At 72.7% G+C, this 22,459-nt stretch carries 17 protein-coding genes; 8 read left to right on the top strand and 9 right to left on the bottom strand.

Annotated features, from left to right (window positions below; genetic code table 11):
* Positions 1-113: 113 nt before the first annotated feature.
* Positions 114-2,900 (bottom strand): ATP-binding protein, encoded by a 2,787-nt coding sequence (locus tag CWOE_RS11345; RefSeq protein WP_012933752.1) that lies wholly within the window; start codon positions 2,898-2,900, stop codon positions 114-116.
* A gap of 121 nt (positions 2,901-3,021) precedes the next feature.
* Between CWOE_RS11345 and CWOE_RS11350 the strand changes: the two genes are divergently transcribed.
* Genes CWOE_RS11350 through CWOE_RS30580 form a run of 4 tightly spaced genes read left to right on the top strand, consistent with a single transcriptional unit; the run spans position 3,022 to position 4,436 of the window.
* A complete protein-coding gene (locus CWOE_RS11350) occupies positions 3,022-3,333 on the top strand; it encodes a hypothetical protein (RefSeq protein WP_012933753.1) in 312 nt (103 codons plus the stop codon).
* A 47-nt stretch (positions 3,334-3,380) separates the two neighbouring features.
* The gene (locus CWOE_RS11355) at positions 3,381-3,761 is read left to right on the top strand and encodes an arsenate reductase family protein (RefSeq protein WP_012933754.1); all 381 of its coding nucleotides are present in this window, start codon (positions 3,381-3,383) and stop codon (positions 3,759-3,761) included.
* Positions 3,762-3,774: 13 nt separating this feature from the next.
* Positions 3,775-4,041, top strand: a complete 267-nt coding sequence (locus CWOE_RS32735; protein WP_012933755.1) for an AbrB/MazE/SpoVT family DNA-binding domain-containing protein — start codon at positions 3,775-3,777, stop codon at positions 4,039-4,041.
* Positions 4,032-4,436 carry a type II toxin-antitoxin system VapC family toxin gene (locus CWOE_RS30580; RefSeq protein ID WP_012933756.1) on the top strand — a complete coding sequence of 135 codons (405 nt, stop codon included), beginning with the start codon at positions 4,032-4,034 and terminating at the stop codon, positions 4,434-4,436. Before CWOE_RS32735 ends, CWOE_RS30580 begins: the two co-directional genes overlap by 10 nt.
* 13 nt (positions 4,437-4,449) lie before the next feature.
* On the opposite strand, the gene CWOE_RS11365 is transcribed toward CWOE_RS30580, so the two are convergent.
* The 4 genes from CWOE_RS11365 to CWOE_RS11380 form a co-directional block, all read right to left on the bottom strand.
* Complete coding sequence (locus CWOE_RS11365; protein WP_041730390.1) at positions 4,450-6,555, bottom strand: helix-turn-helix transcriptional regulator; 2,106 nt, start codon at positions 6,553-6,555, stop codon at positions 4,450-4,452.
* An 83-nt stretch (positions 6,556-6,638) separates the two neighbouring features.
* Positions 6,639-7,337, bottom strand: coding sequence for a hypothetical protein (locus tag CWOE_RS11370; protein ID WP_012933758.1), 699 nt, complete (start codon positions 7,335-7,337; stop codon positions 6,639-6,641).
* The gene (locus CWOE_RS11375; protein ID WP_160165504.1) at positions 7,334-8,605 is read right to left on the bottom strand and encodes a right-handed parallel beta-helix repeat-containing protein; all 1,272 of its coding nucleotides are present in this window, start codon (positions 8,603-8,605) and stop codon (positions 7,334-7,336) included. The genes CWOE_RS11370 and CWOE_RS11375 overlap by 4 nt, the downstream gene beginning before the upstream one ends.
* An 8-nt stretch (positions 8,606-8,613) precedes the next feature.
* Positions 8,614-9,813, bottom strand: coding sequence for a Dyp-type peroxidase (locus CWOE_RS11380; RefSeq protein WP_012933760.1), 1,200 nt, complete (start codon positions 9,811-9,813; stop codon positions 8,614-8,616).
* A 280-nt stretch (positions 9,814-10,093) separates the two neighbouring features.
* On the opposite strand from CWOE_RS11380, the gene CWOE_RS11385 reads away from it, so the two are divergent.
* A complete protein-coding gene (locus CWOE_RS11385) occupies positions 10,094-13,600 on the top strand; it encodes an SdrD B-like domain-containing protein (protein WP_012933761.1) in 3,507 nt (1,168 codons plus the stop codon).
* 10 nt (positions 13,601-13,610) lie between these two features.
* On the opposite strand, the gene CWOE_RS11390 is transcribed toward CWOE_RS11385, so the two are convergent.
* Both CWOE_RS11390 and CWOE_RS11395 read right to left on the bottom strand, forming a co-directional pair.
* Complete coding sequence (locus tag CWOE_RS11390; RefSeq protein ID WP_012933762.1) at positions 13,611-14,030, bottom strand: hypothetical protein; 420 nt, start codon at positions 14,028-14,030, stop codon at positions 13,611-13,613.
* A gap of 8 nt (positions 14,031-14,038) precedes the next feature.
* A complete protein-coding gene (locus CWOE_RS11395) occupies positions 14,039-14,458 on the bottom strand; it encodes an SRPBCC family protein (protein ID WP_012933763.1) in 420 nt (139 codons plus the stop codon).
* A gap of 51 nt (positions 14,459-14,509) precedes the next feature.
* Here CWOE_RS11395 and CWOE_RS11400 point away from each other — a divergent pair, with 51 nt between their 5' ends.
* Entirely contained in the window at positions 14,510-14,932 is a 423-nt protein-coding gene (locus CWOE_RS11400) for a MarR family winged helix-turn-helix transcriptional regulator (protein ID WP_012933764.1), read from the top strand.
* 22 nt (positions 14,933-14,954) lie between these two features.
* Here CWOE_RS11400 and CWOE_RS11405 read toward each other — a convergent pair whose 3' ends face one another.
* On the bottom strand, positions 14,955-18,389 hold the full coding sequence (locus tag CWOE_RS11405) for a methylmalonyl-CoA mutase family protein (RefSeq protein WP_012933765.1): 3,435 nt from the start codon (positions 18,387-18,389) through the stop codon (positions 14,955-14,957).
* 198 nt (positions 18,390-18,587) lie between these two features.
* On the opposite strand from CWOE_RS11405, the gene CWOE_RS11410 reads away from it, so the two are divergent.
* Positions 18,588-19,799 (top strand): PucR family transcriptional regulator, encoded by a 1,212-nt coding sequence (locus tag CWOE_RS11410; RefSeq protein ID WP_012933766.1) that lies wholly within the window; start codon positions 18,588-18,590, stop codon positions 19,797-19,799.
* A gap of 118 nt (positions 19,800-19,917) precedes the next feature.
* On the opposite strand, the gene CWOE_RS11415 is transcribed toward CWOE_RS11410, so the two are convergent.
* Entirely contained in the window at positions 19,918-21,423 is a 1,506-nt protein-coding gene (locus tag CWOE_RS11415; protein ID WP_148260982.1) for an aminotransferase class I/II-fold pyridoxal phosphate-dependent enzyme, read from the bottom strand.
* A gap of 78 nt (positions 21,424-21,501) precedes the next feature.
* On the opposite strand from CWOE_RS11415, the gene CWOE_RS11420 reads away from it, so the two are divergent.
* Complete coding sequence (locus CWOE_RS11420; protein WP_012933768.1) at positions 21,502-22,449, top strand: LysR family transcriptional regulator; 948 nt, start codon at positions 21,502-21,504, stop codon at positions 22,447-22,449.
* The last annotated feature ends 10 nt before the right edge of the window (positions 22,450-22,459 follow it).

Consider the following 22,459-nt stretch of genomic DNA (forward strand, 5'->3'; position numbering starts at 1 on the left):
GCCCCTTTCTGTTTGCCGGCCGGCCTCGGACGAGGTCGACCTCGATCATCCACGACTCTGCTCGCGCCGTCACGAGGACGCGTGCGTCAGATGACGGCGGTTCCGGCCGCCGGTTACGTACGCCGGCGCTGACCGCCTGGCGCGTCGGCGCCGGCCACGACCGGTGCCAGCGCGGCCGCCAGCTCACCGCGCGAGGTGATCCCGAGCTTCGGGAACACGCGGTACAGATGCGTGCTGATCGTGCGGTGCGAGAGGTACAGCCGCCGGCCGATCTCGCGGTTCGACAGCCCCTGCGCCGCCAGCTGCGCGATCTGCAGCTCCTGCGCGGTCAGCTGATCGCGCGCCTCCGGCAGCCGGCGGCGGCTGCGTTCGCCCGACGCGCGCAGCTCGCGCCGCGCCTGCTCGCCCCACGGCGCGCATCCGAGCCCGTCGAACGTGTCGCGCGCGGCGCGCAGGACGGCGCGCGACTCGGCGACACGGCGGTCGCGGCGCAGCCACTGACCGTATGCGAGCTGGATCCGGGCGCGCTGGAACGGCCAGCGCGCGAGGTCGGTCGCGAGCGCCTCCTCGAACCGCTCGCCCGCCTCCGCCGGGTCCGCGACCAGCGCTCGAGCGTGCCGGAGGCTCAGCGCGATCCACGTGCCCGGACGCTCACCGGCCATCGCCTCGACCTGCGCGACGCGCGCCCGCGCGGCGGTCTGCTCGTCGATCTGCCGCGCGGCGTCGGCCAGATCCGCGATCAGCCAGGAGGAGATCACCGGGTGGTGGGCCGAGTCGGCCGGATCGAAGACTCGCGCGGCGGACGCGTACGCGTCGGCGTGGCGGCCCGCGGCGAGCGCGGCGAGCGTCCTGCCGAACTGCGCGAACGCCATCGTGATGTTCGCGCCGACCGGCTCCGCGACCAGTTCGGCCTCCGTCGCCAGCCGGTCGGCTTCCTGGTCGTCGCCGCGCATCGCCGCGACCAGCGCGATCACCGTGTCCGCGGCGGCCGACCACTGCGGTTCGGCAAGCTCCTCGGCGAGGCGCCGCGCCTCCTCGGCGGCCGGGATCGCGACGTCCCAGTCGCAGAGCCGTGCGGCCATGTTCGCGTGGAGGACGAGCAGGCGCGGCAGGTGCCCGAGCCGTCCCTCGGTGCGCAGCCCGTCGATCGCCGCCGCGAGGAAGTCGTTGCCGAGGTCGAAGGCACCGACCACCAGCGCGGCCGGGCCGAAGAAGCGCGCGGCGTCGGTGTCGAGGCGCTCGGCCCGTGCCGCGCTCGTCAGCCGTTCGAGCACCCCCGCCGCGTGGCCCAACGGATCGGCGTAGGCGTGGACCGCGAAGATGCGCGGGTCCTCCGCGTTCGCGTCGCCGAGCCGGGCGGCGGCGTCGATCAGCAGCCGTCGCGCGTCCGTGCCGGGATCGACCCACCATGCGCGTGAGGCGAGCAGCCAGAGGAGGTCGACCTGCAGATCGCGATCGCCGGCCGCGCCGGCGCGCTCCGCGGCGGAGATCAGCGACGCGAATCGCCCTGCGTCGCCGAGCGGGCGCGTCACCGCGGTCTCCTCGACCCAGGTGGCTCGCGCGCGGTCCAGCTGCCCGAGATCGAGCTGCCGCACCGCTCGCATCAGCGGTGCCACGACGTCCGGGCGCCCCAGCTCGACGGCGAGCCCGGCGGCGGCGAGCAGGCGCCGGGTGCGGCTCGCGGGTTCGCCGAGCTCGGCCGCACGGCGCATCGCGGTGACCGCGACGGCGCCCGCGCCCCGCTGCCGCGCCCGCGCACCGGCTGCTTCGAGCTCGCCCGCGACGTCCTCGTGGGCACCGGTGAGCAACGCCGCGCGGTGCCAGACACGCCGGTCCTGATCCTCCAGCACCTCCGCCAGCGCCTGATGGACGCGCCGCCGGTCCGCCAGGCTCGCGCTCTGCGCGACCGCCGAGCGGATGAGGGGGTGCCGGAAGCGAAGCGTTCGCAGGTCGAGGTCGGCGATGCCGGCGTCGGCGGCGGGCTCGGCGGCGTCGAGGTCGAGCGACGCGCCCGCGAGCGTGCCGGCGGCCTGCAGGATCTCGCCGACGGCGTCCTTGTCGCTGAGCGCGGCCACCAGCAGCACGAGGCGGGTCGTGTCGGGCAGGTCGGACACGCGCGCGGCGAACGCGCGCTCGAGCCGCTCGGTCAGCGGCAGGCCGCCGGCCACCGACGGCTCGTCGTCGGGCTCTCCGGCGACGGCGGGCAGCTCGAGCAGCGCGAGCGGGTTGCCGGCGGCCTCGCGCAGCACGCGGTTGCGAGCCGTGCGGGGGAGGTCGGGGGCGACCGCGTCCAGCAGCGTCGCGGCGGTCGCGTCGTCGAGGCCCGAGAGCCTGTGCTCCGGCAGGCCCGCATCGGCGAGCGCCGAGGGGTAACCGTCACGCGCCGCGACCAGGAGCAGGACCGGGTCGGACTCGATCCGGCGCGCGACGAACGCGAGCACGTCCGCCGTCGGGGGATCGAGCCAGTGCGCGTCCTCGACGATCAGCAGCAGCGGCGCGTCGCCCGCGACCTCCGAGACGAGGTCGAGCGATGCCATCGCGATCCGGTAGTGCTCGGGCGCCACGTCGTGCGTCAGCCCGAAGGCGGCGTCGAGCGCGCTCCGTTGGATCGCCGGCAGCTCGACTGCGCGCCTGCGGACCGGGCGGAACATCTGGTGCAGCCCGGCGAACGGCAGATGCGCCTCTGACTGCACGCCCGTCGCCGTGAGCACCGTCATCGCGCGGTCGCGTGCCGTCTGCGCGGCGACGGACAGCAGCCGGGACTTGCCGATCCCCGGCTCACCGCGCAGCACGAGCACCTGCCCGCGGTCGCCGACCTCGTCGAGGAGCGAGGTCAGGAGGCGCTGCTCCTGGACGCGGCCGACCAAGGGCGCAGCCTCGTCGCGAGCGGGGCCGAACATGATGGGCATCCTCCCACGCGGCAGGCGATCGGCGCGAGGCCTGCTCTCACCGTCTCCTAGATTGACCGAATAGAGGTGTGTAGGGTGTCGATCACCGGTTCCTACGAAGGCGGGGTCGATCGTGCCGAAGGTCGTGCAGCTCAAGCCCGAGAACGGCGAGGCGTATCTGCCGCCCGCGTTCTTCGTGGAGTTCAGCAAGGAGGAGTTCGTCGAGTTCCTCGCAAACCCGACGGTTGTGATGGGGAAGGTCGGTCACCCCGTGGGGAACCTGACCGTCTCGGTCAAGGACCACGTCTGGGACGCCGGCAAGCGGGAGTGGATCACCGAGAAGACCGACGCGGTGATCCTCGATCTGCCGGAGGCCAGATCGTGGCAGTGGCTGTGCGGCATACAGGACGAGATGTGCATATGCGAGCGGGTGATCATGCTCTGACCGGCTGGCGCGATTGAGGGCGGCGCTCCCTGCATAGGATCAGCGCCATGACCCTGACACTGATGCACAACCCGCATTGCCCGACGTCGGTGAATGCGCTGGACGCCCTCACCGAAGCCGGCCACGACGTGACCGTGCGCAAGTACCTGCTCGTCGCCGAGCGGCTGTCCGAGCCGGAGGTGCGGTCGCTCGCCGAGCGCCTGCAGGGCGATCCGGTCGACGCGCTGATCCGGCGCGACAAGAAGTACAAGGACCTCGGTCTCGACGCCGACGGCCTCGACCTCGACGCCGTCGTCGCGACCCTCGTCGAGCACCCCGCGCTGCTGCAACGGCCGATCCTCGACGACGGCGAGAACGTCGTGATCGGGCGCCCGCGCGAGCGGCAGCGCGCGTGGGCGGCAGCCGGGAAGGCCGTCGTCGAGGCGTGATAGCGTCTTTACCATGGCAAGAGTCGTAAAGAAAGAGCCGGCCCGCCGCGCCGGACGCCAGGGCTCTCGGATCTCCAGCAAGCATCAGGTCACGATCCCGAGGGACGCCTTCACCGCCGCCGGGCTGCATGAAGGCGATCTGGTGCGGATCGAGGCGGCTGGGCCCGGGCGTGTGGTGCTGACGCGGCAGGACGATCTGCTCGATCACTTCAGCGGCGCGATGAGAGCCGGCGCTGACCTGCGGCGCACCGTCGGCGACCTGCGCGACGAGTGGGCGTAGCGCTGCTCGACTCCAGCGTCGTCATCGCCTTCCTCAACGGCGACGACGCGCTGCACAGGGCCGCCGACCGTACGGTGCGCGAGGTCGCGCGCGAGCACGGGCTCGCGGTCTCCGCGGTGACGATCGCGGAGGTGCTGACCGGCGCGAAGCTCGGGCATCACGACGAGACGATCATGCGGCGGTTCCTGTCAGAGATCGTCGGAGCTCGATTCCCTGTCGAAGAGCAGGTCGCGGAGCGCGCGGCAGAGCTGCGTGCGGCGAACCGCGCGCTGCGCACGCCTGACGCGCTGATTCTCGCGACCGGTGACCTTCACGCCGACGTCGTCGTCACCGGCGATGCAGGCTGGGCGAAGGTGCGCGACGTCGGCTGCGCGATCGTCGCAATCGACGGCTGAAGCCGGCTGCTGCTCACACCAGCCCCTGCTCGCGGGCGATCGAGACGGCGTCGGCGCGGGTGTCGACGCCGAGGCGTCTGTACAGGCGCCAGGTGTGGCTCTTCACCGTCGAGACGGAGAGCCTCAGCTCGGCCGCGATCTGTCTGCGCGTGAGGTCGGTCGGCAGCAGTTCGAGCACGCGGCGCTCGGCTGCCGTCGGCTCGCTGCCGGCGACCGCCTCGTGGGTCGGGAGGTCGAGCGCGTCCTCGACCGCGGCCAGGCGCTCGGCGACGACGCCGACGTCGCGGAAGCGGTCGACGATCCGCCGTGCCGCCTTCGCGCGCGAGCGCGCGGCGCGGCGGTCGAGCGTGGAGAGGTCGAGCTGCGCATGCATGACGAGCGCGAGTCCGTGATAGAGCGCGCTCGGGTGCCGGCTCGTGATGCGCAGCGCGCGAGCGACGTGGTCGTGCGCTTCGGCGAAGCGGCCGCGACGGCGCAGCGCCTCGCCGAGCGCGAGATAGGCGAGGTGGGACTCCAGCGAGGACTCGCCGCCGGCCGCTTCGATCACGGCGACGGCGTCGCGCGCGTGCTGCTCGGCCGTCTCGAGGTCGTCCTCGTCGGCGGCGGTGAGGGCCAGGGCGGCCAGCTCCCAGCAGCGCACCACCGGCCGGTCGGCGATTCGCATGTAGGGCTCGACCTCGCGGCGGATCGCCTCGCGCTCGCCGGCGAACCACATCACGATCGCCAGCTTGCCGGCGTAGCGTGCGCGGGCGTCCACGTCGCCGGCGGCCCGGCCCCAGATCTTCCAGCCGTCGGCGAGTGCGCGCTCGATGTCGCCGTAGTACGGGCTGATCCGCAGCAGGTCGACGATCTCGGCGACGCCGGGGCTGTCGCGATCCTGGTCGAGCTGCTCGAGCCGCCTCGCGATCAGCCGCAGGTCGCCGCCGGTGAGCGAGAGGCAGAGGACGTCGATCGCGTCGCAGAACGGCGCGTAGCGGCCGCGGTCGGGCGGCATCCGGGCGAGCGTCCGGCGGATCGTCGTGTAGCGGCGCTCGGCGAACAGCGGCCACCAGCTGCCGTGCAGCAGACGTGCGGCGTGCTCGCCGTCGCCGGCGGCCGACGCGTGGTCTATCGCCGCCTCGGTCATCCCCTCGCACTCGAACCAGCGCGCCGCGCGCCGGTGCAGCTGCACGACGATCGTCGGCTCGTGGCGGCGGAGATCGCGCTCGAGCAGCGTCGCGAAGAGGCGGTGGTAGCGAACCCAGTCGTCGTCGAGCGGGATCACGAAGACGTTCGACTCGCGCACGTCGTCGAACAGCTGGCGGGCCGCCGGATCGTCGAGGACGGCGGCGCAGAGCGCGCCGTTCATGCGCGTGAGCGGCGAGGTGCGGCGGAGGAAGACGCGGGTGCTCGGGGGGAGGGCGTCGAGCACCTCCTCGGTGAGGTACTCGGCGATCTCGAAGGGCGTGCGCTCCGGCGTCTCGAGGAACCGCTCCAACGCGGTCGCGTCGCGCAGCGAGGCGACGAGCGAGAGGCCCGCCGGCCAGCCCTCGACGCGGGCGTGGATCGCCTCGACCTGCCCCCGCTCCAGCCGCAGCCGCAGCCGGCCGTTGAGCAGGCGCCCCGTCTCGTCCAGATCGAATGCCAGCTCGCGGGCGTCGAGCGTCGCCGCGGCGCCCGCGGCGCGGCGACGCGGGAGCCGCAGCGGCGGTCTCGTGCGGCTGGCGAGCACGAGACGGACGCCCGGTGGGAGCGCATCGAGCAGGGCGACGACGAGCTGGTGGCACGCCTCCTCGAAGATTGCGTGGTAGTCGTCGAGGACGATCACCGCCGCAGCGGCGCCGCGCCGGTCGCCGAGCGCGTCGACCGCGAGCGGTATGACCGTCTCGACGAGGTCGGAGCCGCCCGCCAGCGCCTGCTCGGCCATCCACAGCTCGGACGGCGAGAGGTCGTCGATCGTCGCCAGCAGGCGGGCGCAGAACCGCCGCGGGTCGTTGTCCTTGTCGTCGAGCGAGAGCCAGGCGCCGTCGCCGTCCCGCCGCCGGCACCAGTCGGCCAGCGCCGTCGTCTTGCCGTAGCCGGCCGGCGCGCAGACGACCGTCAGCGGCTGATCGAGCGCGTGGTCCAAGAGCGCGCTCACCCGCTCGCGCAGGAACGTCTCGCGCCGCGGGCGCGGCAGCCGGCGGCCGGCCGCGATCGTGCTCAGGAATCCCGGTTCGCTGCTCAGCGCTGGCCCTCCGGCACGGCCACGCGCACGGGCTCGTGGCTGGTGAGCGTCACGACCAGCTCGCCGGCGGGGAGTCTGGCGTCGAGCTGGCGCAGGAGGCCGTCGTCGCGGCCGATCGCGTACGTCGCGCCGCCGCCTGAGCGGTAGCGGTAGACGTCCACGGGGGTGCCGTCGACGGTGTCGCCGCGCAGGAAGCGGGCGCCCTGGTCCTGGATGTTCGCGGTGTTGTCGATCGTCTCGGCCGACAGCAGGTTGATCAGCGCGATCGCCGCGTGCACGGGGTCGCCGTCCGGATCGGGGCGCTGCACCGCGTACCTGCGCGAGCCGGGATCCGACTGCGCGTAGACGGCTCTGCGCGTCCACACGTAGCGGCGGGAGGCGGCGCCCGGCTCGCGCAGGGTCGCGGTCCCGCGGCCGCTGCGGAAGTCGGCGCGGCCGCTCATCGGGATCGCCGTGCCGTGGACGACGACGGAGCCGGTGAAGCGCGCGCCGCCGCGCTGCCAGTTCTGCTGGAGCACGCGCGCGAGCGCGAGCGCCTGCTCGTCGGTGACCGGTCTGCCCTCCGCATGAGCGGTCGTCGTCGCGGTCGCCGCAGCGCTCTGCGTCCCTGCGCCGTCGTCACCTCCGCAGCCGCCGAGGAGCGCCGCGAGCGCGACGGCCGCGAGCGCGAGCGCCGCGGGTCGGAGGCGGCTCATCGCTGCGCCTCCGGGGTGCCGGCCGCCGGCTGCGCCGGGGCGGTCCGAGCGCCGGGCATGTTCGGCTGCGGCGGCGGGGCGGGCACGCGGCGGTAGTCGACCTGGGGAGGGGAGGCGATCGCTCTGTAGCGCTCGGTGCCGATCGTCACCGACCTGCCGCAGGCGGTGCGCTGCTCGAGCCGGGCCGGGAGCGAGCTGGCGGGACGATTGCCGGCGAAGCAGTTGCCGGCGGATCTGCCGTCGCCGGTCTGCAGCGCGAGGTCGAGCCGGTTGCCGGCCAGCCTGTTGCCGTCGACGCGGTTGTCCTCGGCGGTGTAGGTGGGGCTGTCGACCACGGTGATCCCGACGCCGTCGTGGCCGGTCACGCGGTTGTCGCGGACGACGTTCTCGCGGCCGCCGTTGATCACGATCCCGGCGCCGAAGCCCTCCGAGCCGCGCGGTGCGCCGCGCTCCTGGTTGTCGGCGACCTCGTTGCGCTCGATCACCATGCCGCTCTGCGGCGCGGCGCGCTCCTTCGTCAGCGAGTTGACCTGGATCCCGACGCGGTTGCGGCGCGCGACGCTGTCGCGCACCACGACGTCGCCGCCGGCGTTCGTCAGCTCGATCCCGACGTGGTTGAGCTCGGTGACGCTGTCGGTCACGAGCGCGTTGCAGGGCTTGCAGCGGCCGACGTAGATGCCGCTGTCGGGCTGACCCGAGGCGTAGACGTGGTCGAAGCGGCCGTGCTGGACGCCGAACGCGTAGACCCCGTAGAGCCCGTTGTCGTACGCGGTCAGGTAGGAGCCGCGCCAGCCCTGGACGTAGCGGCCCTGCGCGGCGTACTCGCCGTCGGTGTACCAGACGACGCCGTTGACCTGGTAGCGCCGGACCGTGAGGTTCTCGACCGCGACGCCGTTGGCCTGCACGCGGATGCCGTCGGCGAGCTTGTCGCCGCCGTCGAGCACGACGCGGTTGCGGTCGGTGCCGCGGATCACGATGCCGGGGTGCTCGTCGGTGACCTCGACGGTCTCGCGGTACGTGCCCGGCGCGATCAGCACGAGGTCGCCCGGCCGGCTCGCGTCGACGGCGCGCTGGATCGTCGGGTAGCTGCTCGGCACGCGCAGGATCCGTCCGCTCGCCTCGCCGCTCGGCTGCGCGCCGCCGGGGCTCGTGGCGGCGGGCGAGGTCCCGCTCGCGGCGGTCGAGCTGGACGTGTCGTCGTCGCCGCCTCCGCAGCCGCCGAGCAGGAGCGCCGCGACGCAGGCGATCAACGGCAACGTTCGTCTCATGGTTCGTCTCATGGTCCCTCCAGCAGCCTCTGTCCGGCGAACTCGCCCGCGGCCGGCGCGGGCGGGACGGCGAACACGGCGCCGGCCGTGGGGACGGCGTAGCGGCGCAGGTCGTCGTCCCGCTCGAACCGGCGCAGCAGCGGCGCAGCGCTCTGCCGCGGGTCGTCGGTGAAGGCGACGAACGCGATCCCGGCGTCGGCCGCGCCGTCCGCCGTCGCGCCGTCGTCGTAGTTGTACGCCCGCCGCAGCAGGCGGATGCCGTCGTTCGAGTCGGGGTGCATCGCCCGCACGTGCGAGCGCGCGGGGGCGGCCGCGAGCGTGAGCGGGTCGTGCTCGTCGCGGCCGTCGAGCGGCGCGCCGCTGACCTTGCGGCGGCCGACCACGCCCTCCTGCTCGGAGAGCGGGCTGCGGTCCCACGCCTGCAGCCGGACGCGGATGCGCCGGTAGACGAGATAGGTGCCGTCCACCATGCCGGGACGGTCGGCGTCGTCGGCCACCCACACATGCTGGCTGAGCGCGGCGCGGTCGTCGAGCGGGATGTTCGCCGTCCCGTCCTTGAAGCCGATCACGCCGCGCGGCGTGGCGGCGGGTCGCGGCCGCGACAGGAAGCCGTGCTGCGTCCAGCGGCGGCGAGCGATCCCGAGCGCCGCGCCCGCGAGCTGGTGGACCGCGTGGAAGACGACCTGGCGATCGTCACCGCAGACCTGGACGAGCAGGTCGCCGCCGCTGCGCGAGGGGTCGAGGTGCGCGTCGTCGGCGGTCCGGATCCGCTGCGAGAGCCCGGCCGGCAGGCGCTCGGCGAAGCCGTATCGGCCGTCGAAGAGGCCCGCTCCGAGCCCTACCGTGATCGTCAGTCCGCGCGAACCGAGGCCGATCGCCTCGCCCGCGCCCGTCGCGCCACCCTCGCCCGCCTCGCCCGCCTCGCCCGCCTCGCCCGCCGCGCCGCCCTCCCGCTCGCACAGCGCGACGGTGGAGGCGGTCCAGTCGCTCAGCAGCCGTTTCACGTCCGCTCGGTCCGGCGTCACGAGGTCGAACGCCGCCAGCGTCAGGTGGTCCTGCCGCTCCGTCGCGACACCGGCCTGCCGGCCGCCGTCGAAGGCATGCGCGGCACGCGCCGCGTCCGCGTCCAGCGCCTCGCCGGCGACGCGCACCGCCGCCCCTGCCATCAGCACGCTGCCCACGCCGACCAGCGCATCCCGTCGTGTCACCCGCACGGGCGCAATCTACGACCAACGTCGGACGGCTCGCTCACGCGACCCGGGTTCAACCCGGTTGAATTTGGTGGCGCGTCGGCGCTCGCCACTATTCGGTGCATAATTTTCACTGTGCGTTGAATAGTCATTCACTCCCGAACGTCTCGTCTTTGGCAGCGGACTCACTTCGCGCCTTGATGTGCACACCGGCGAGTGCTTTCCTCCCGCCGCAAATTGCGGGTGTTGCCGTCCCAGGCAGGTGGGTTTGGGCGGCACGCGCTGGAACGGAGGGCACATGACAACGGGCAGGTCGCACCCGACCTCGCCGGTACGCCGCTGGTGGAGGGCGCCGCTGATCGCGAGCGCGCTTCTGCTGACGCTGCCGGCGCTCGCCGCCGCGGCGCCGATCAGCGGCACCGCGTTCGAGGACTTCAACGACAACGGCACGCGTGACAGCAGCCCGGCCGTCGACAGCGGGGTGGGCGGGATCACCGTCACCGCCTACGGCGCCGATGGCGGCGCCGTCGCGAGCGCGACGACCGCGGCCGACGGCACGTACACGCTGAACGTGCCCGACGGCGCCGGCCGCGTGCGCGTCGAGTTCACCGGCCTGCCGGCCGGCTACCAGCCGGCGCGCCACGGCACCAACTCGGGCACGACGGTCCAGTTCGCGACCGGCCCGGCGTCGGGCGTCGACGTCGGCGTGCTGCAGCCGGCGAACTACTGTCAGGACAACCCGCTGCTGGCGATCGCGTGCCAGCGGTTCGGCGCGCACGACGGCAGATACGGCGGCGACGCGACGATCCGGCTTGTGTCGGACGACACGCCTGATCAGACGCAGGCCGTCGCGGGCGGCGAACTGGGCGCGCCGATCGTGAGACCCGGTGCACTGTTCTCGCAGACGGGCGCGATCTTCGGCATCGCCCAGCCGACCGCGTCGAACTACCTGTACTCGTCGGCTTACACGAAGCGGCACTCCGACTGGGGTCCGGGCGGTGCGGGCGCGATCTATCGCACCGACGTCGCCCAGGCGACGGCGGGCACGCCGAACGCGTCGGTGTTCTTCGACGTCAACAGCCTGCCCGGGAACCCGGCGGGCGGCGGCTTCGTGCGCGGAGCCGACAGAACCGGCGCCGACGTCAGAGAGTTCTTCAACGACTCGCTCGCATGGGACGCGGTCGGCAGCAGTGGCCTCGGAAACCTGTCGAGCACCGACGACGGCTCCGAGCTCTACACGGTCGGACTCGCGAGCGGCGAGCTGATCCGCGTTCCGGTTCCCGCGGACGGGTCGAGACCTGCGTCGGCGCAGGCGTACGCGATCCCGAGAGCCGCGTGCGCGAACCCGGCCGACGCGCGTCCGATGGCGACGGCCGTCCACGACGGGCTCGTCTACGTCGGCGGCGTCTGCTCGGAGGCGAGCAGAGGCGATCCGCCGCCGCAGACGGCGTCCGCCGACCTGAGACTCTTCGTCTACACGTTCGACCCGGCGACGGGCGCCTTCGGCGCGAGCCCGGTGCTCAACCAGACGCTCGAGTCGAGACGGCTCTGCGTGATCCGCTCCGGAGCGCCGGTGGATCCGTTCCCGTCGGCGGCCTGCACCAACGGCATCAGCGCCGACTGGCATCCGTGGACGTCGCAGTCGACGAGAAGCGCGATCGACGTCGGCAACGCGGGACGGTATCCGCAGCCGATGCTGGCGGACATCTCGTTCGTCGGCGACGACCTCGTACTCGGGATCCGCGATCGCTCGCCGGACCAGGTCGGGGTGATCTCGAGATTCCCCAACGGGGATCCGGGTGAGGTCGGCATGCAGTCTGGCTACACGCTGCGCGCGTGCCCGGCCGGGGCCGCCTTCCAGCTCGAGAGCAACGGCGTCTGCGGCGGCCTGACGGCGTCCGGTCCGAAGAACGTCGCTCAGTGGGGACCCGGCGGCAGCCTCTTCTACTGGTACCAGAACTACAACTCGTTCTCTGCCGCTGGTGGCGCTGCCCACGACTACGGCGGCCAGGGCGGCACGTTGCAGATCCCGGGCTACGCGGACCTGCGGCAGGCGTCGGGGTACGGCGCCAACAGATGCGCGCCGGGCTCGGTCATCGGCGGGTGCCCCGCCACCGACGGTCCCTCGGGATCGTCCGGCGTGCTCTACCTGAGCAACAGCGACGGCTCGCGTACGAGAGGCTTCAACCTCTATACCGGCGGCGGCGACAACAACGTCGTCTCCACGTTCGGCAAGGCCAACGGCCTCGGCGACCTCGAAGCGCTGTGCGACGCGGCGCCGATCGAGATCGGCAACTACGTCTGGCTCGATCCGGACCGCGACGGCGCGCAGGATCCGAGCGAGGCGGCGATCGGCGACGTGCTCGTGGAGCTGCTCGACGGCAGCGGCAACGTGATCGCGACGACGAGAACGGACGCCAACGGCCAGTACTGGTTCAACGAGAGCAACGTGCCGGGCGCGATCCAGCCGAACACCGACTACACGGTGCGAATCCCGCTCGGTCAGGCGCCGCTCGCGCAGTACACACCGACGAATCCCGACACCGACGCGCAGCTGCGCGACTCGGACGGCATCCCGTCGGGCGCGTTCGTGGTCGACAGACTCAGAACGGGTGCGGCCGGTCACAACGACCACACGCACGACTTCGGGTTCGTGCCGCCGTTCAACGTCAGCATCAGAAAGGCGGTCTCGTCGCCGACCGCGAAGATCGGCGACACGATCACGTACAGACTGACGGCGAGAAACGACGGGCCGGCGGTCTCCAACGACGTGCTCGTGACCGACAACCTGCCCGAGCAGCTGCAGCTGACGGGCGCGAGAACGAGCAAGGGCAGCTGCACGACGAGTGGCAACACGGTCAGATGCCAGCTCGGGAGACTGCAGCCCGGCCAGACCGAGACGATCACGGTGACCGCGATCGCGCACAGATCCGGCACCGCGATCAACAACGCCGAGATCTCCTCGCCGGGTGACAGAGACCCGAGAGACAACAGAGACAGAAGAGAGGTGAGAATCCCCGAGCCGGACCTCTCGATCGTCAAGACGGCCTCGGCTCCCACGGTCAGACTCGGTGAGACCGTCACGTACACGCTGGTGGCGAGAAACAACGGTCCCGGCCTCGCGAGAGACGTGGTCGTCACCGACAGGCTGCCGGACGAGCTGCAGCTGACCGGCGTCAGAACCCCGGTCGGCGAGTGCACGCGCAGAGGTGACAACGTCCGCTGCGAGCTGGGCACCCTGAGTGAGCGCCAGCAGGTGCGGATCACAGTCACCGCGAAGGCGGTCAAGGCCGGCAGAACGGTGAACGTCGGGGTCGTCGAGGTCCCGCCGCCGCCGAGAACGCCTCCGGGCACGCCTCCGCCGCCGAGAGACCCGAAGCCGAGAAACAACAGAGACGGCGCGAGAGTCGTCGTCAGAAGAGTCGATCTCGGCCTCACCAAGTCCGTCGACCGCACGGTCCTGCGGGCCGGTCAGCGGGCGACGTACACGATCAAGGTCCGCAACCCGAGCAGAAGAGTCGCGCTGCGCAACGTGCGCACGTGCGACGACCTGCCCAAGGGCCTGGTCTTCGTCAAGGCGACGCCGAAGGCGAAGCTGTCCAAGGGCCGCTACTGCTGGACTGCCAAGGTCCTGAAGCCCGGCCAGTCGAAGACGTACCGGCTCACCGTCCGGGCGCTGCGCGGCACAGGCGGCACGAGAGTCAACCGCGCGGTCGCGACCGCGCCCGACGCGAACACGAGACGCGCGAACCGCGCCGTCCGAGTGATCGGCGGCGGCATCAAGGGCGGCGGCGTCACCGGCTGACCCGAGGCGGTCAGGTCGTCCTGCTTTGGTGTCGCTCTGCGACACCAATCCGGGACGACCCCCGCCCGTCGGCCAGACGGGCCTTGCCCTGCGCCCATGCGTCCCTGGTGCGGTAGGGCGCCATCTGCCAGGTGGCCGAGCGGACGGTGACGCGGTTGCGGTAGGCGCGCATGATCGCGAGGTGCCGGGGGAGCGTGACGAAGCGCCGCAGGTCGTCCTCGCTCTCCCACACCGAGAGCGACCCGCCGCGCCTCTTCGCCGGGTCGACGTAGAGGATCACGCCGATCGCGCCGGGCATCGCCCACCAGCCGCGGCTGAGCGCGGTGCCGTCGCGGACGATCGCGGGCAGGTCGCAGAGCCGCCGCGCCGTGAACTCCGTGAAGCTGACGATCACGGGGCCGTCGCCACGGGGGACCGGCCCCGGCGTCATCCGCGACCTCACGCGTCGCGAGCGGGCCGCGGCGAGCAGAGGGTTCGCACGGTCGCCAGTTCGCCTTCGACGACGACCATCTGCTGCGCGATCGCGTCTTCTGAGACGTCGTCCGGGAAGAGCAGGGTGAAGACGACCTCGCTCCCGTTGCGGTTGGGGATCGTCCGTATGAAGGCACCGCGGCTGGTGTCGCCCGGACGCACGAGGTCGACGGTGCCGTGCTCGGCGTCGATGCGGAACTCGAGCGGCTGCGGGCCGGCGTCGGTCTCGACCAGCCAGCCGTCGTCGTCCGGCCGGATGCTGCGGGCGAACTCCGGCGCCCACTCCGACAGCCGCTGCGGATCGCCCAGCAACGCGATCACGGTCTCGGGCGGAGCGGGGACGGAGGCGCTCCGCGTCGCGGAGCGACTCGTGAGATTAGTATGCATCTGCTTATCATCTGCATATGCTTATCGTTTGTCAAGGCGTAAGATCGCACGATGGATCGCGAAGACCTCGGGGCGCTGTTCGCTCGCGCCACTCGTCGGCTTGTCGATGCCGAGCGCCCGCTGCTGGCTGCGCGCGGCCTGTCGATGTGGGACTACGTCGTGCTCTCGCATCTCGCGCGCGAGCCGGCCGGGACGCAGCTGGCGCTCGCCCGTGCGATCGGCTACGACAAGACGCGCCTGATCGGCCTGCTCGACGCGCTCGAACGCGAAGGATTCGTCACCCGCACCCCAGATCCCGCCGACCGCCGCGCCCGCATCGTGTCGCTCACACCGGCCGGCGCGACGCTCCACGCCGCCGCGCAGGCCGACGTGCACGCGATGGAGGACGAGCTGCTGGCCCACCTCAGCCCAACCGCCCGCAGGCGGCTCGTCGCGACGCTCACTGAGCTGACCAGCGGCACGCCGGACGACTGAGCCGGCGGTCGCGCCCGGCTGCCTACATGTTGCGGCGGTACTCGCCGCCGACCTCGTAGAGCGTCGCGGAGATCTGGCCCAGCGACGCGACCTTGACCGCGTCGAGCAGCGCGTCGAAGACGTTCTCGCGCGCGAGCGCGACGTCGCGCAGGCGTGCGAGCGCGGCGTCGGCGGCGTCGGCGCCGTTGGTCTCGAACGCCTGCACGTTGACGATCTGGTCGCGCTTCTCCTGCTCGGTCGAGCGCGCCAGCTCGACCTCGGTCGCTGACTCGCCGCCGCCGTCGCGCGGCAGGTAGGTGTTGACGCCGATCAGCGGCAGCGTGCCGTCGTGCTTGAGGCGCTCGTAGTAGAGGCTCTCCTCCTGGATCTTGCCGCGCTGGTACATCGTGTCCATCGCGCCGAGCACGCCACCGCGCTCGGAGAGGCGGTCGAACTCCTCGTAGACGGCGGCCTCGACGAGGTCGGTCAGCTCGTTGATCGCGAACGAGCCCTGCCACGGGTTCTCGCAGAAGTTGAGCCCCAGCTCGCGGTTGATGATCAGCTGGATCGCGACCGCGCGGCGGACCGACTCCTCCGTCGGCGTCGTGACGGCCTCGTCGTACGCGTTCGTGTGGAGGCTGTTGGTGTTGTCGAAGATCGCGTACAGCGCCTGCAGCGTCGTGCGGATGTCGTTGAAGCTCATCTCCTGCGCGTGCAGGCTGCGGCCGGACGTCTGGATGTGGTATTTGAGCATCTGGCTGCGCGGCCCGGCGCCGTAGCGCTCGCGCATCGCGCGCGCCCAGATCCGTCGCGCGACGCGGCCGATGACCGCGTACTCGGGGTCCATGCCGTTGGAGAAGAAGAAGCTCAGGTTCGGCGCGAACGCGTCGATCTCCATCCCGCGCGCGAGGTAGTACTCGACGATCGTGAAGCCGTTGGCGAGCGTGAACGCCAGCTGCGAGATCGGGTTCGCGCCCGCTTCGGCGATGTGGTACCCGCTGATCGAGACGCTGTAGAAGTTGCGCACCTCATGGTCGACGAAGTACTGCTGCACGTCGCCCATCATCTTCAGCGCGAACTCGGTCGAGAAGATGCAGGTGTTCTGCGCCTGGTCCTCCTTGAGGATGTCGGCCTGCACGGTGCCGCGGACCTTGCGTACCGTCTCTTGCTTGATCCGCTCGTACGTCTCGCGGTCGACGACCTGGTCGCCCGAGACGCCGAGCAGGCGCAGACCGAGGCCGTCGTTGCCGGCCGGCAGCTCGCCGCCGTAGCGCGGGCGCCGCTTGCCGTCGAACAGCTCGTCGAGCGTGCGCTCCGCCGCCGCCCAGCCGCCGGTCGCGTCGAGGTGGCGCTCGACCTGCTGGTCGATCGCGGCGTTGAGGAAGAAGGCGAGCACTATCGGCGCCGGCCCGTTGATCGTCATCGAGACCGACGTCGTCGGATCGCACAGGTCGAAGCCGGAGTAGAGCTTCTTGGCGTCGTCGACGGTCGCGATCGAGACGCCGGAGTTGCCGACCTTGCCGTAGATGTCGGGACGCTCGGCGGGGTTCTCGCCGTAGAGCGTGACGGAGTCGAACGCGGTCGACAGACGCGCAGCGGGCTGACCCTCGGAGAGGTAGTGGAAGCGGCGGTTCGTGCGCTCCGGCGTGCCTTCGCCGGCGAACATCCGCGTCGGGTCCTCGCCTTCGCGGCGGTACGGGAAGACCCCGCCGGTGTAGGGGTAGGAGCCCGGCAGGTTCTCCTTCAGCAGGAAGCGCAGCCGGTCGCCCCAGCCGTCGAAGCGCGGCGGCGCGATCTTCGGGACCTGCTGCTGGCTGAGCGACGTGCGGTAGTTGTCGCCGCTGATCTCGCGGCCGCGGACGGTGTACGCGTAGGTCTCGGCGGTCACGCTCTCGACCTTGCCGCTCCAGTCGCGCAGCAGCGCCAGCGGCTCGGCGCCGAGCTGCGCGAGCGCGCCGTTGTACCGCTCGCGCAGCGCGCCGTGCGGGCCGCCGGCGTCGGCGTCGGCGTAGGCGTCCAGCGGTGCCGGCAGCGCCGGGTCACCGAGCGCTCTGAGCGCCTCGTAGAGGTGCTGGGCGGTCGCGGCGAGCTCGGCGAGCCGCTCGACGCCGGCGTTGATCGAGCGCCCCTGCTCGGCGATCTCGGCGAGGTGGCGCGCGCGGCTGCCGGGGATCAGCGTGTTGCCCAGCGGCGTGCGCGTCGCCAGCTCCAGCCGCGGGTCCCACTGCTGCGGGTCCGCGCCGGGGCGCTCGCCGAGCAGGCGGCAGAGGTTGACGAACATCCAGCTCAGGCCGGGGTCGTCGAACTGGCTGGCGATCGTCGGGTAGACGGGCGTGGCGTCGTCGGCGAGCTCGAACGCGACGCGGTTGCGGCGCCACTGCTTGCGCACGTCGCGCAGCGCGTCCTCGGCGCCGCGCTTGTCGAACTTGTTGATCACGACGACGTCGGCGAGGTCGAGCATGTCGATCTTCTCGAGCTGGCTGGCGGCGCCGAACTCGCTCGTCATCACGTACATCGCGACGTCGACGAGGTCGACGATCTCGGAGTCGCTCTGGCCGATGCCGGCGGTCTCGACGATCACGAGGTCGAAGCCGCTCGCGCGCAGGTACGCGACCGCGTCCTGCAGCATCGCGCTCGTGGCGCTGTGCTGCCGCCGGGTCGCCATCGAGCGCATGTAGATCCGCTCGTGACGCAGACTGTTCATGCGGATGCGGTCGCCCAGCAGCGCGCCGCCGGTCCGCCGCCGGGTCGGGTCGACCGCGAGCACCGCGATGCGCAGCTGCGGGAACTGGCGCACGAAGCGCGCCAGCAGCTCGTCGGTGACCGTGCTCTTGCCGGCGCCGCCGGTGCCGGTGATGCCGAGCACCGGAACGCCCGCGCCGGCCTCGTGCCACGCTCCCCGCAGCCCTTCCAGCTCGCCGGCGTCGAAGACCTCGTCCTCCAGTGCTGACAGCATCCGCGCGATCGCGACGTCGTCGCCGCCGTCGGGGTCGGCCGGGGCACTCGACGCGACGCGCAGCTCGTGCGCGCGCTCGATCAGGTCGCCGATCATCCCCGTCAGCCCGAGCGCCATCCCGTCGTTGGGGTGGTAGACGCGCTCGACGCCGTACTCCTGCAGCTCGGCGATCTCCGGCGGGGTGATCGTCCCGCCGCCGCCGCCGAAGACGCGGATGTGCTCGGCGCCCTGCTCGCGCAGCATGTCGACCGCGTACTTGAAGTACTCGATGTGGCCGCCCTGGTAGGAGCTGATCGCGATCCCGTCGGCGTCCTCCTGGATCGCGGCCCGCACGACGTCGCGCACGCTGCGGTTGTGCCCGAGATGGACGACCTCGGCGCCGCTGTCCTGGATCAGCCGGCGCATTACGTTGATCGCCGCGTCGTGTCCGTCGAACAGCGAGGCGGCGGTCACGAACCGCAACGGCAGCTCGCCGACGCGCTCAGGCCGTACGGTGTCTGCAACGCCGCTCTGGGTCGTCACGTCGTCTCTCCTCGGGGGTTCGCGGCCCGCGCAGCATGGTGCCGTCTGAGAAAGTAGTTGTCTAGATAGTCGGACATGCGACTATCTGACTATCTCATAAATGCGGCGGGCCGTCGGGGGTTCTGGTCTCGGCCGGCCGTCGGAACCTTCTGTGAGCGACGGCATCGACGTAATCTCTGAAGCAATGCGAGGACGGCCGTGAACGAGTTGCAGGCGCTCGTCGACGCGCTCGCCGGCGATCTCGCGCGCCCGGTCGGCGTCGACGACCGCCATTTCCATGCGCTCGCGTACTCTGCGCACGAGCAGGAGGTCGATCCCGTGCGGCGCGAGTCGATCCTGCGCCGTGCGGCGCCCGCGGCGGTGACGGAGTGGCTCGCCTCGCTGCGGATCGACGAGCAGCCCGGCCACGCGCGCGTGCCGGCCAACGCCGACCTCGGGATGGCCGCGCGGGTCTGCCTGCCGCTGCGCTTCGACGGGCTGCTGCTCGGCTACCTGTGGCTGATCGACGAGCCGCAGCCGCTCGACGCTGCTGCGCTCGCAGCGTCACGGCGATGCGCCGCCGCGCTGGCCGCGGTGCTCGCGCACGCCCGGCGCCTGGAGGACGACGAGCGCGAGCGCGAGGCGCGGCTCGTGCGCGACCTGCTGCTGGAGACCGGCGATGTTGAGGAGGCCGCGGCGCGGCTCGGCACGGGCGCGTTCGCACGCGCCCGCGGGTACGTCGCGATCGTCGCGACGGCCGAGGGCAGCACGGTCGCCGACGGACCGGCCGCGACCGATCTGCGGCTGGCGCTCGCGGCCGACCAGCTGCGCCGCTCTGTCGCGCCGCGCCATGCGCTCGCCGCGGTCGGCGGCGGCGAGGCGTACCTGGCGCTCGCGTTCGACGACCCCGACGATCCGCAGCGGCGCGCGTCCGCGCTGCTCGACGCCGCGCGCGAGCAGCTTCCCGACGCGCGCGACGGGACGGTGCTCGTCGCCGTCGGCGGCGTGCGCGCGACGGTCGCGCAGCTGCGGGCGTCGTGCACCGAGGCGCGGCACGCGCTGCGCGTCGCCCAGGCCGTCCCGGAGACGGCGGCGCCCGCGCGCTGGGACGCGCTCGGCGCCTACCGCACGGTCGCCGAGCTCGTCGGCGATCGCGAACCGCTCGGGATGCTGCCGTCCGCGCTCGTGCGCCTGCTCGACGAGCGCGACGGCGAGACGCTGCTCGCGACGCTCGAGGCGTACCTCGAGCACGGCTGCGACGCGCAGGCCGCTGCCGGCGCCCTCTTCCTGCACCGCTCGAGCCTCTACAACCGCCTGCACCGGATCGAGCAGATCATCGGGCGCGACCTGCGCCGCGGGGACGATCGGCTGGAGCTGCACCTGGGGGTCCGGCTGTGGCGCCTGGCCGGGACGCGACAGCCGTCCGGCTGAGGTCCGCCGACGGTTCTCGTCGCCGCGGACGACGGAAACGTTGGTCGCGGCGGCAGCGCCGGCTACGGTGCCGCGCGTGCCCGGACGCCCTCAGCTGGCACCGACGGCGCCGCGCGGATCAGTCGGCGCGGACGACGCGCAGGTGCGTGACCGCGCCGGTCGGCGCGCCGCGGACCCAGCCACCCTGCTCGACGCAGCGCTGCAGCGCTGCGATGACGTCGGCGGTGACCTGCTCGCCGGGCAGCACGTTCGGGATGCCGGGCGGGTACGTCGCCAACGAGTCGGCCGAGATGCGGCCGACGGCGTGCGCGGCCGGCACGACCTCGGTCGGCGCGAGGAACGCCTCGCGCGGCGACATCGCGGGCGTGCCGACCGCGGTCGCGCCGGCCGTCCAGTTCGGCAGCGGACGCTCCGCGACGGGCAGCGCGGCGAGCCCGCGCACGAGCGCGCGGCCGCCCTCGCGCTGCTCGCCGGGGCCGATCACCGCGACGATCGCGGCGCGGCTGAGGACCTCGACATCGACGCCGGCGAGCGCGCGCAGACGGGCCCCGACCTGCAGGCCGTCGAGTCCCGTCGCGCGCGTGTCGATGACCACGCGCAGCGGGTCGAACGCGACGACGTCGTCGTAGCGGAGGAACGCCGCGTCGGCGACGGGCAGGCCGACCTCCTCGCGCACGGCACGGCGCAGCTCGCCCGCGGCTTCCAGCGCCTCCCCGAACAGCCGCTCGCCGTCGACGGCGAGGTTGTGGCGCGCGGCGTCGAGCGAGGCGTACAGCAGCGAGCTGGCGCTGGTCGACTCGAGCGCCCGGTGCGCGCGCTCCAGCTGCGCTTCGAGCACGTCAGCGAACGGACCGGCGCCGATGTGCAGCATCGCCGACTGCGTGAGGCTGCCGGCCAGCTTGTGCGTGCTGGAGATCACGACGTCCGCGCCCTGACGCAGCGCGTTGTGGGGCAGCGCGGGGTGGAAGCCGAAGTGCGCGCCCCACGCCTCGTCCACGATCAGTGGCACGCCGGCTGCGTGCGCCGCCGCCGCGCAGCCGGCGACGTCGGCGACCGCGCCGAAGTAGCTCGGCGTGACGACATAGGCCGCGGCGACGTCGTCGCCCGCGGCGGCGAGCGCCGCCGCGACCGCGGCGGGGGTGACGCCGTGCGCGACGCCCAGCTCCGCGTCGACGGTGGGCGCGACGAATCGCGGGACGAGCCCGGACAGCACGAGCCCGTCGATCACGCTGGAGTGGACGCTGCGCTGCACGACGACGGTGGAACCGAGCGCGCGCAGCGCGAGGCAGGTCGCCTGGTTGCCCTGCGAGGCCCCGTTGGTGAGGAACCAGGTGCGTCGTGCGCCCCATGCGTCCGCCGCGAGCTCGAGCGCCTGCTCCAGCGGCGTCGGGCTCGGGCCGCGGTCGACGCCCCACAGCAGCGGCGGCACGTCCAGCTCGAAAGCCGCCGGGCCGAGCGCGCGGACGATCCGGCGGTCGGCGCCGGACCCGGCCTTGTGGCCGGGCACGTTGAGCCGTGCCGGCTCGTTTGCGGCGTATGCGCGCAGCGCGTCGAGGTACGGCGTCGTCTGGTGGGCGGCGTCGCGTGCGAGGGTCGGCCGGTCGGTTTCGCGCATTGCTGTCATGCCGCAGCAGTGTGGGCGGCGCCCCCGCGAAGCTCAAATGGATAGATCGACGCACGACCATCGACCGGATCGATCGATTTGCTCGACCTGCGACAGCTGCGCGTCCTGATCGCGATCGCTCGCCACGGGTCGCTGACCGCGGCAGCACGCGCGCTGCACTACAGCCAGGCGACCGTCTCGCACCACCTCGCCGCGTTGGAGTGCGAGGTCGGGACGCGGCTGGTCGACCGTGGCCGCAGCGGTGCCACCCTCAACGACCGTGGGCGGACGTTGGTGCTGCGCGCGGAGGAGATCGTCGAGCGGCTGGAGCTGGCGCGCGAGGAGGTGCGCCAGCTGGCAGGGCTGGAGGCGGGGCTGCTGCGCGTGGGCACGTTCTCGACGGCCGGCGCACGGCTTCTGCCGCGGGCGATCGCCCGCTTCCGCGACGCCCACCCCGGCGTCCAGGTGGTGCTCGTCGAGGACGAGCCGGCGGCGACCGTCCGGGCGCTGCTCGCGGGTGAGCTGGAGATGGCGATCGTCTACTCGCTGCCCGGCGGCGCGGGCGTGCCCGGCGACGCGGCCGGTCCCGGCGACGCGGGCGACGTGGCGTCGCCGCTGCGGCTGACTCACCTGCTCGACGACCCGATGCGGCTGGCGCTGCCGTCCGCGCATCTGCTCGCGTCCCAGGAGCGGCCGCAGCTCGCGGACCTCGCCCGCGACGGCTGGATCACCGGCTTGCATGGCGGCGCGCCATGCACCGAGCTGCTCAATCGCGCCTGTTCGCTCGCGGGGTTCTCGCCGCGCGTCGTGCTGCGCAGCGACGACTACGAGGTGATCCGCGGCTTCGTCGCGGCCGGCGTCGGCGTCGCGCTGATCCCCGCGCTCGGGTTGACGGCGAGCGGGGAGGCGGTCGCGGTCCGGGCGCTCGCCGGCGAGCCGCTGCACCGCCGCGTCGAGTGCGCCCTTCCACGCCACGGTGCCTCGGCGACGGCGCTGGAGCTGCTCGCGACGCTGATGGCGGTCGCCGTCGAGCTGGCAGCCGGCTGACGCGCCCGCC

The sequence above is a fragment of the Conexibacter woesei DSM 14684 genome (assembly GCF_000025265.1).
Lineage (GTDB): Bacteria > Actinomycetota > Thermoleophilia > Solirubrobacterales > Solirubrobacteraceae > Conexibacter > Conexibacter woesei.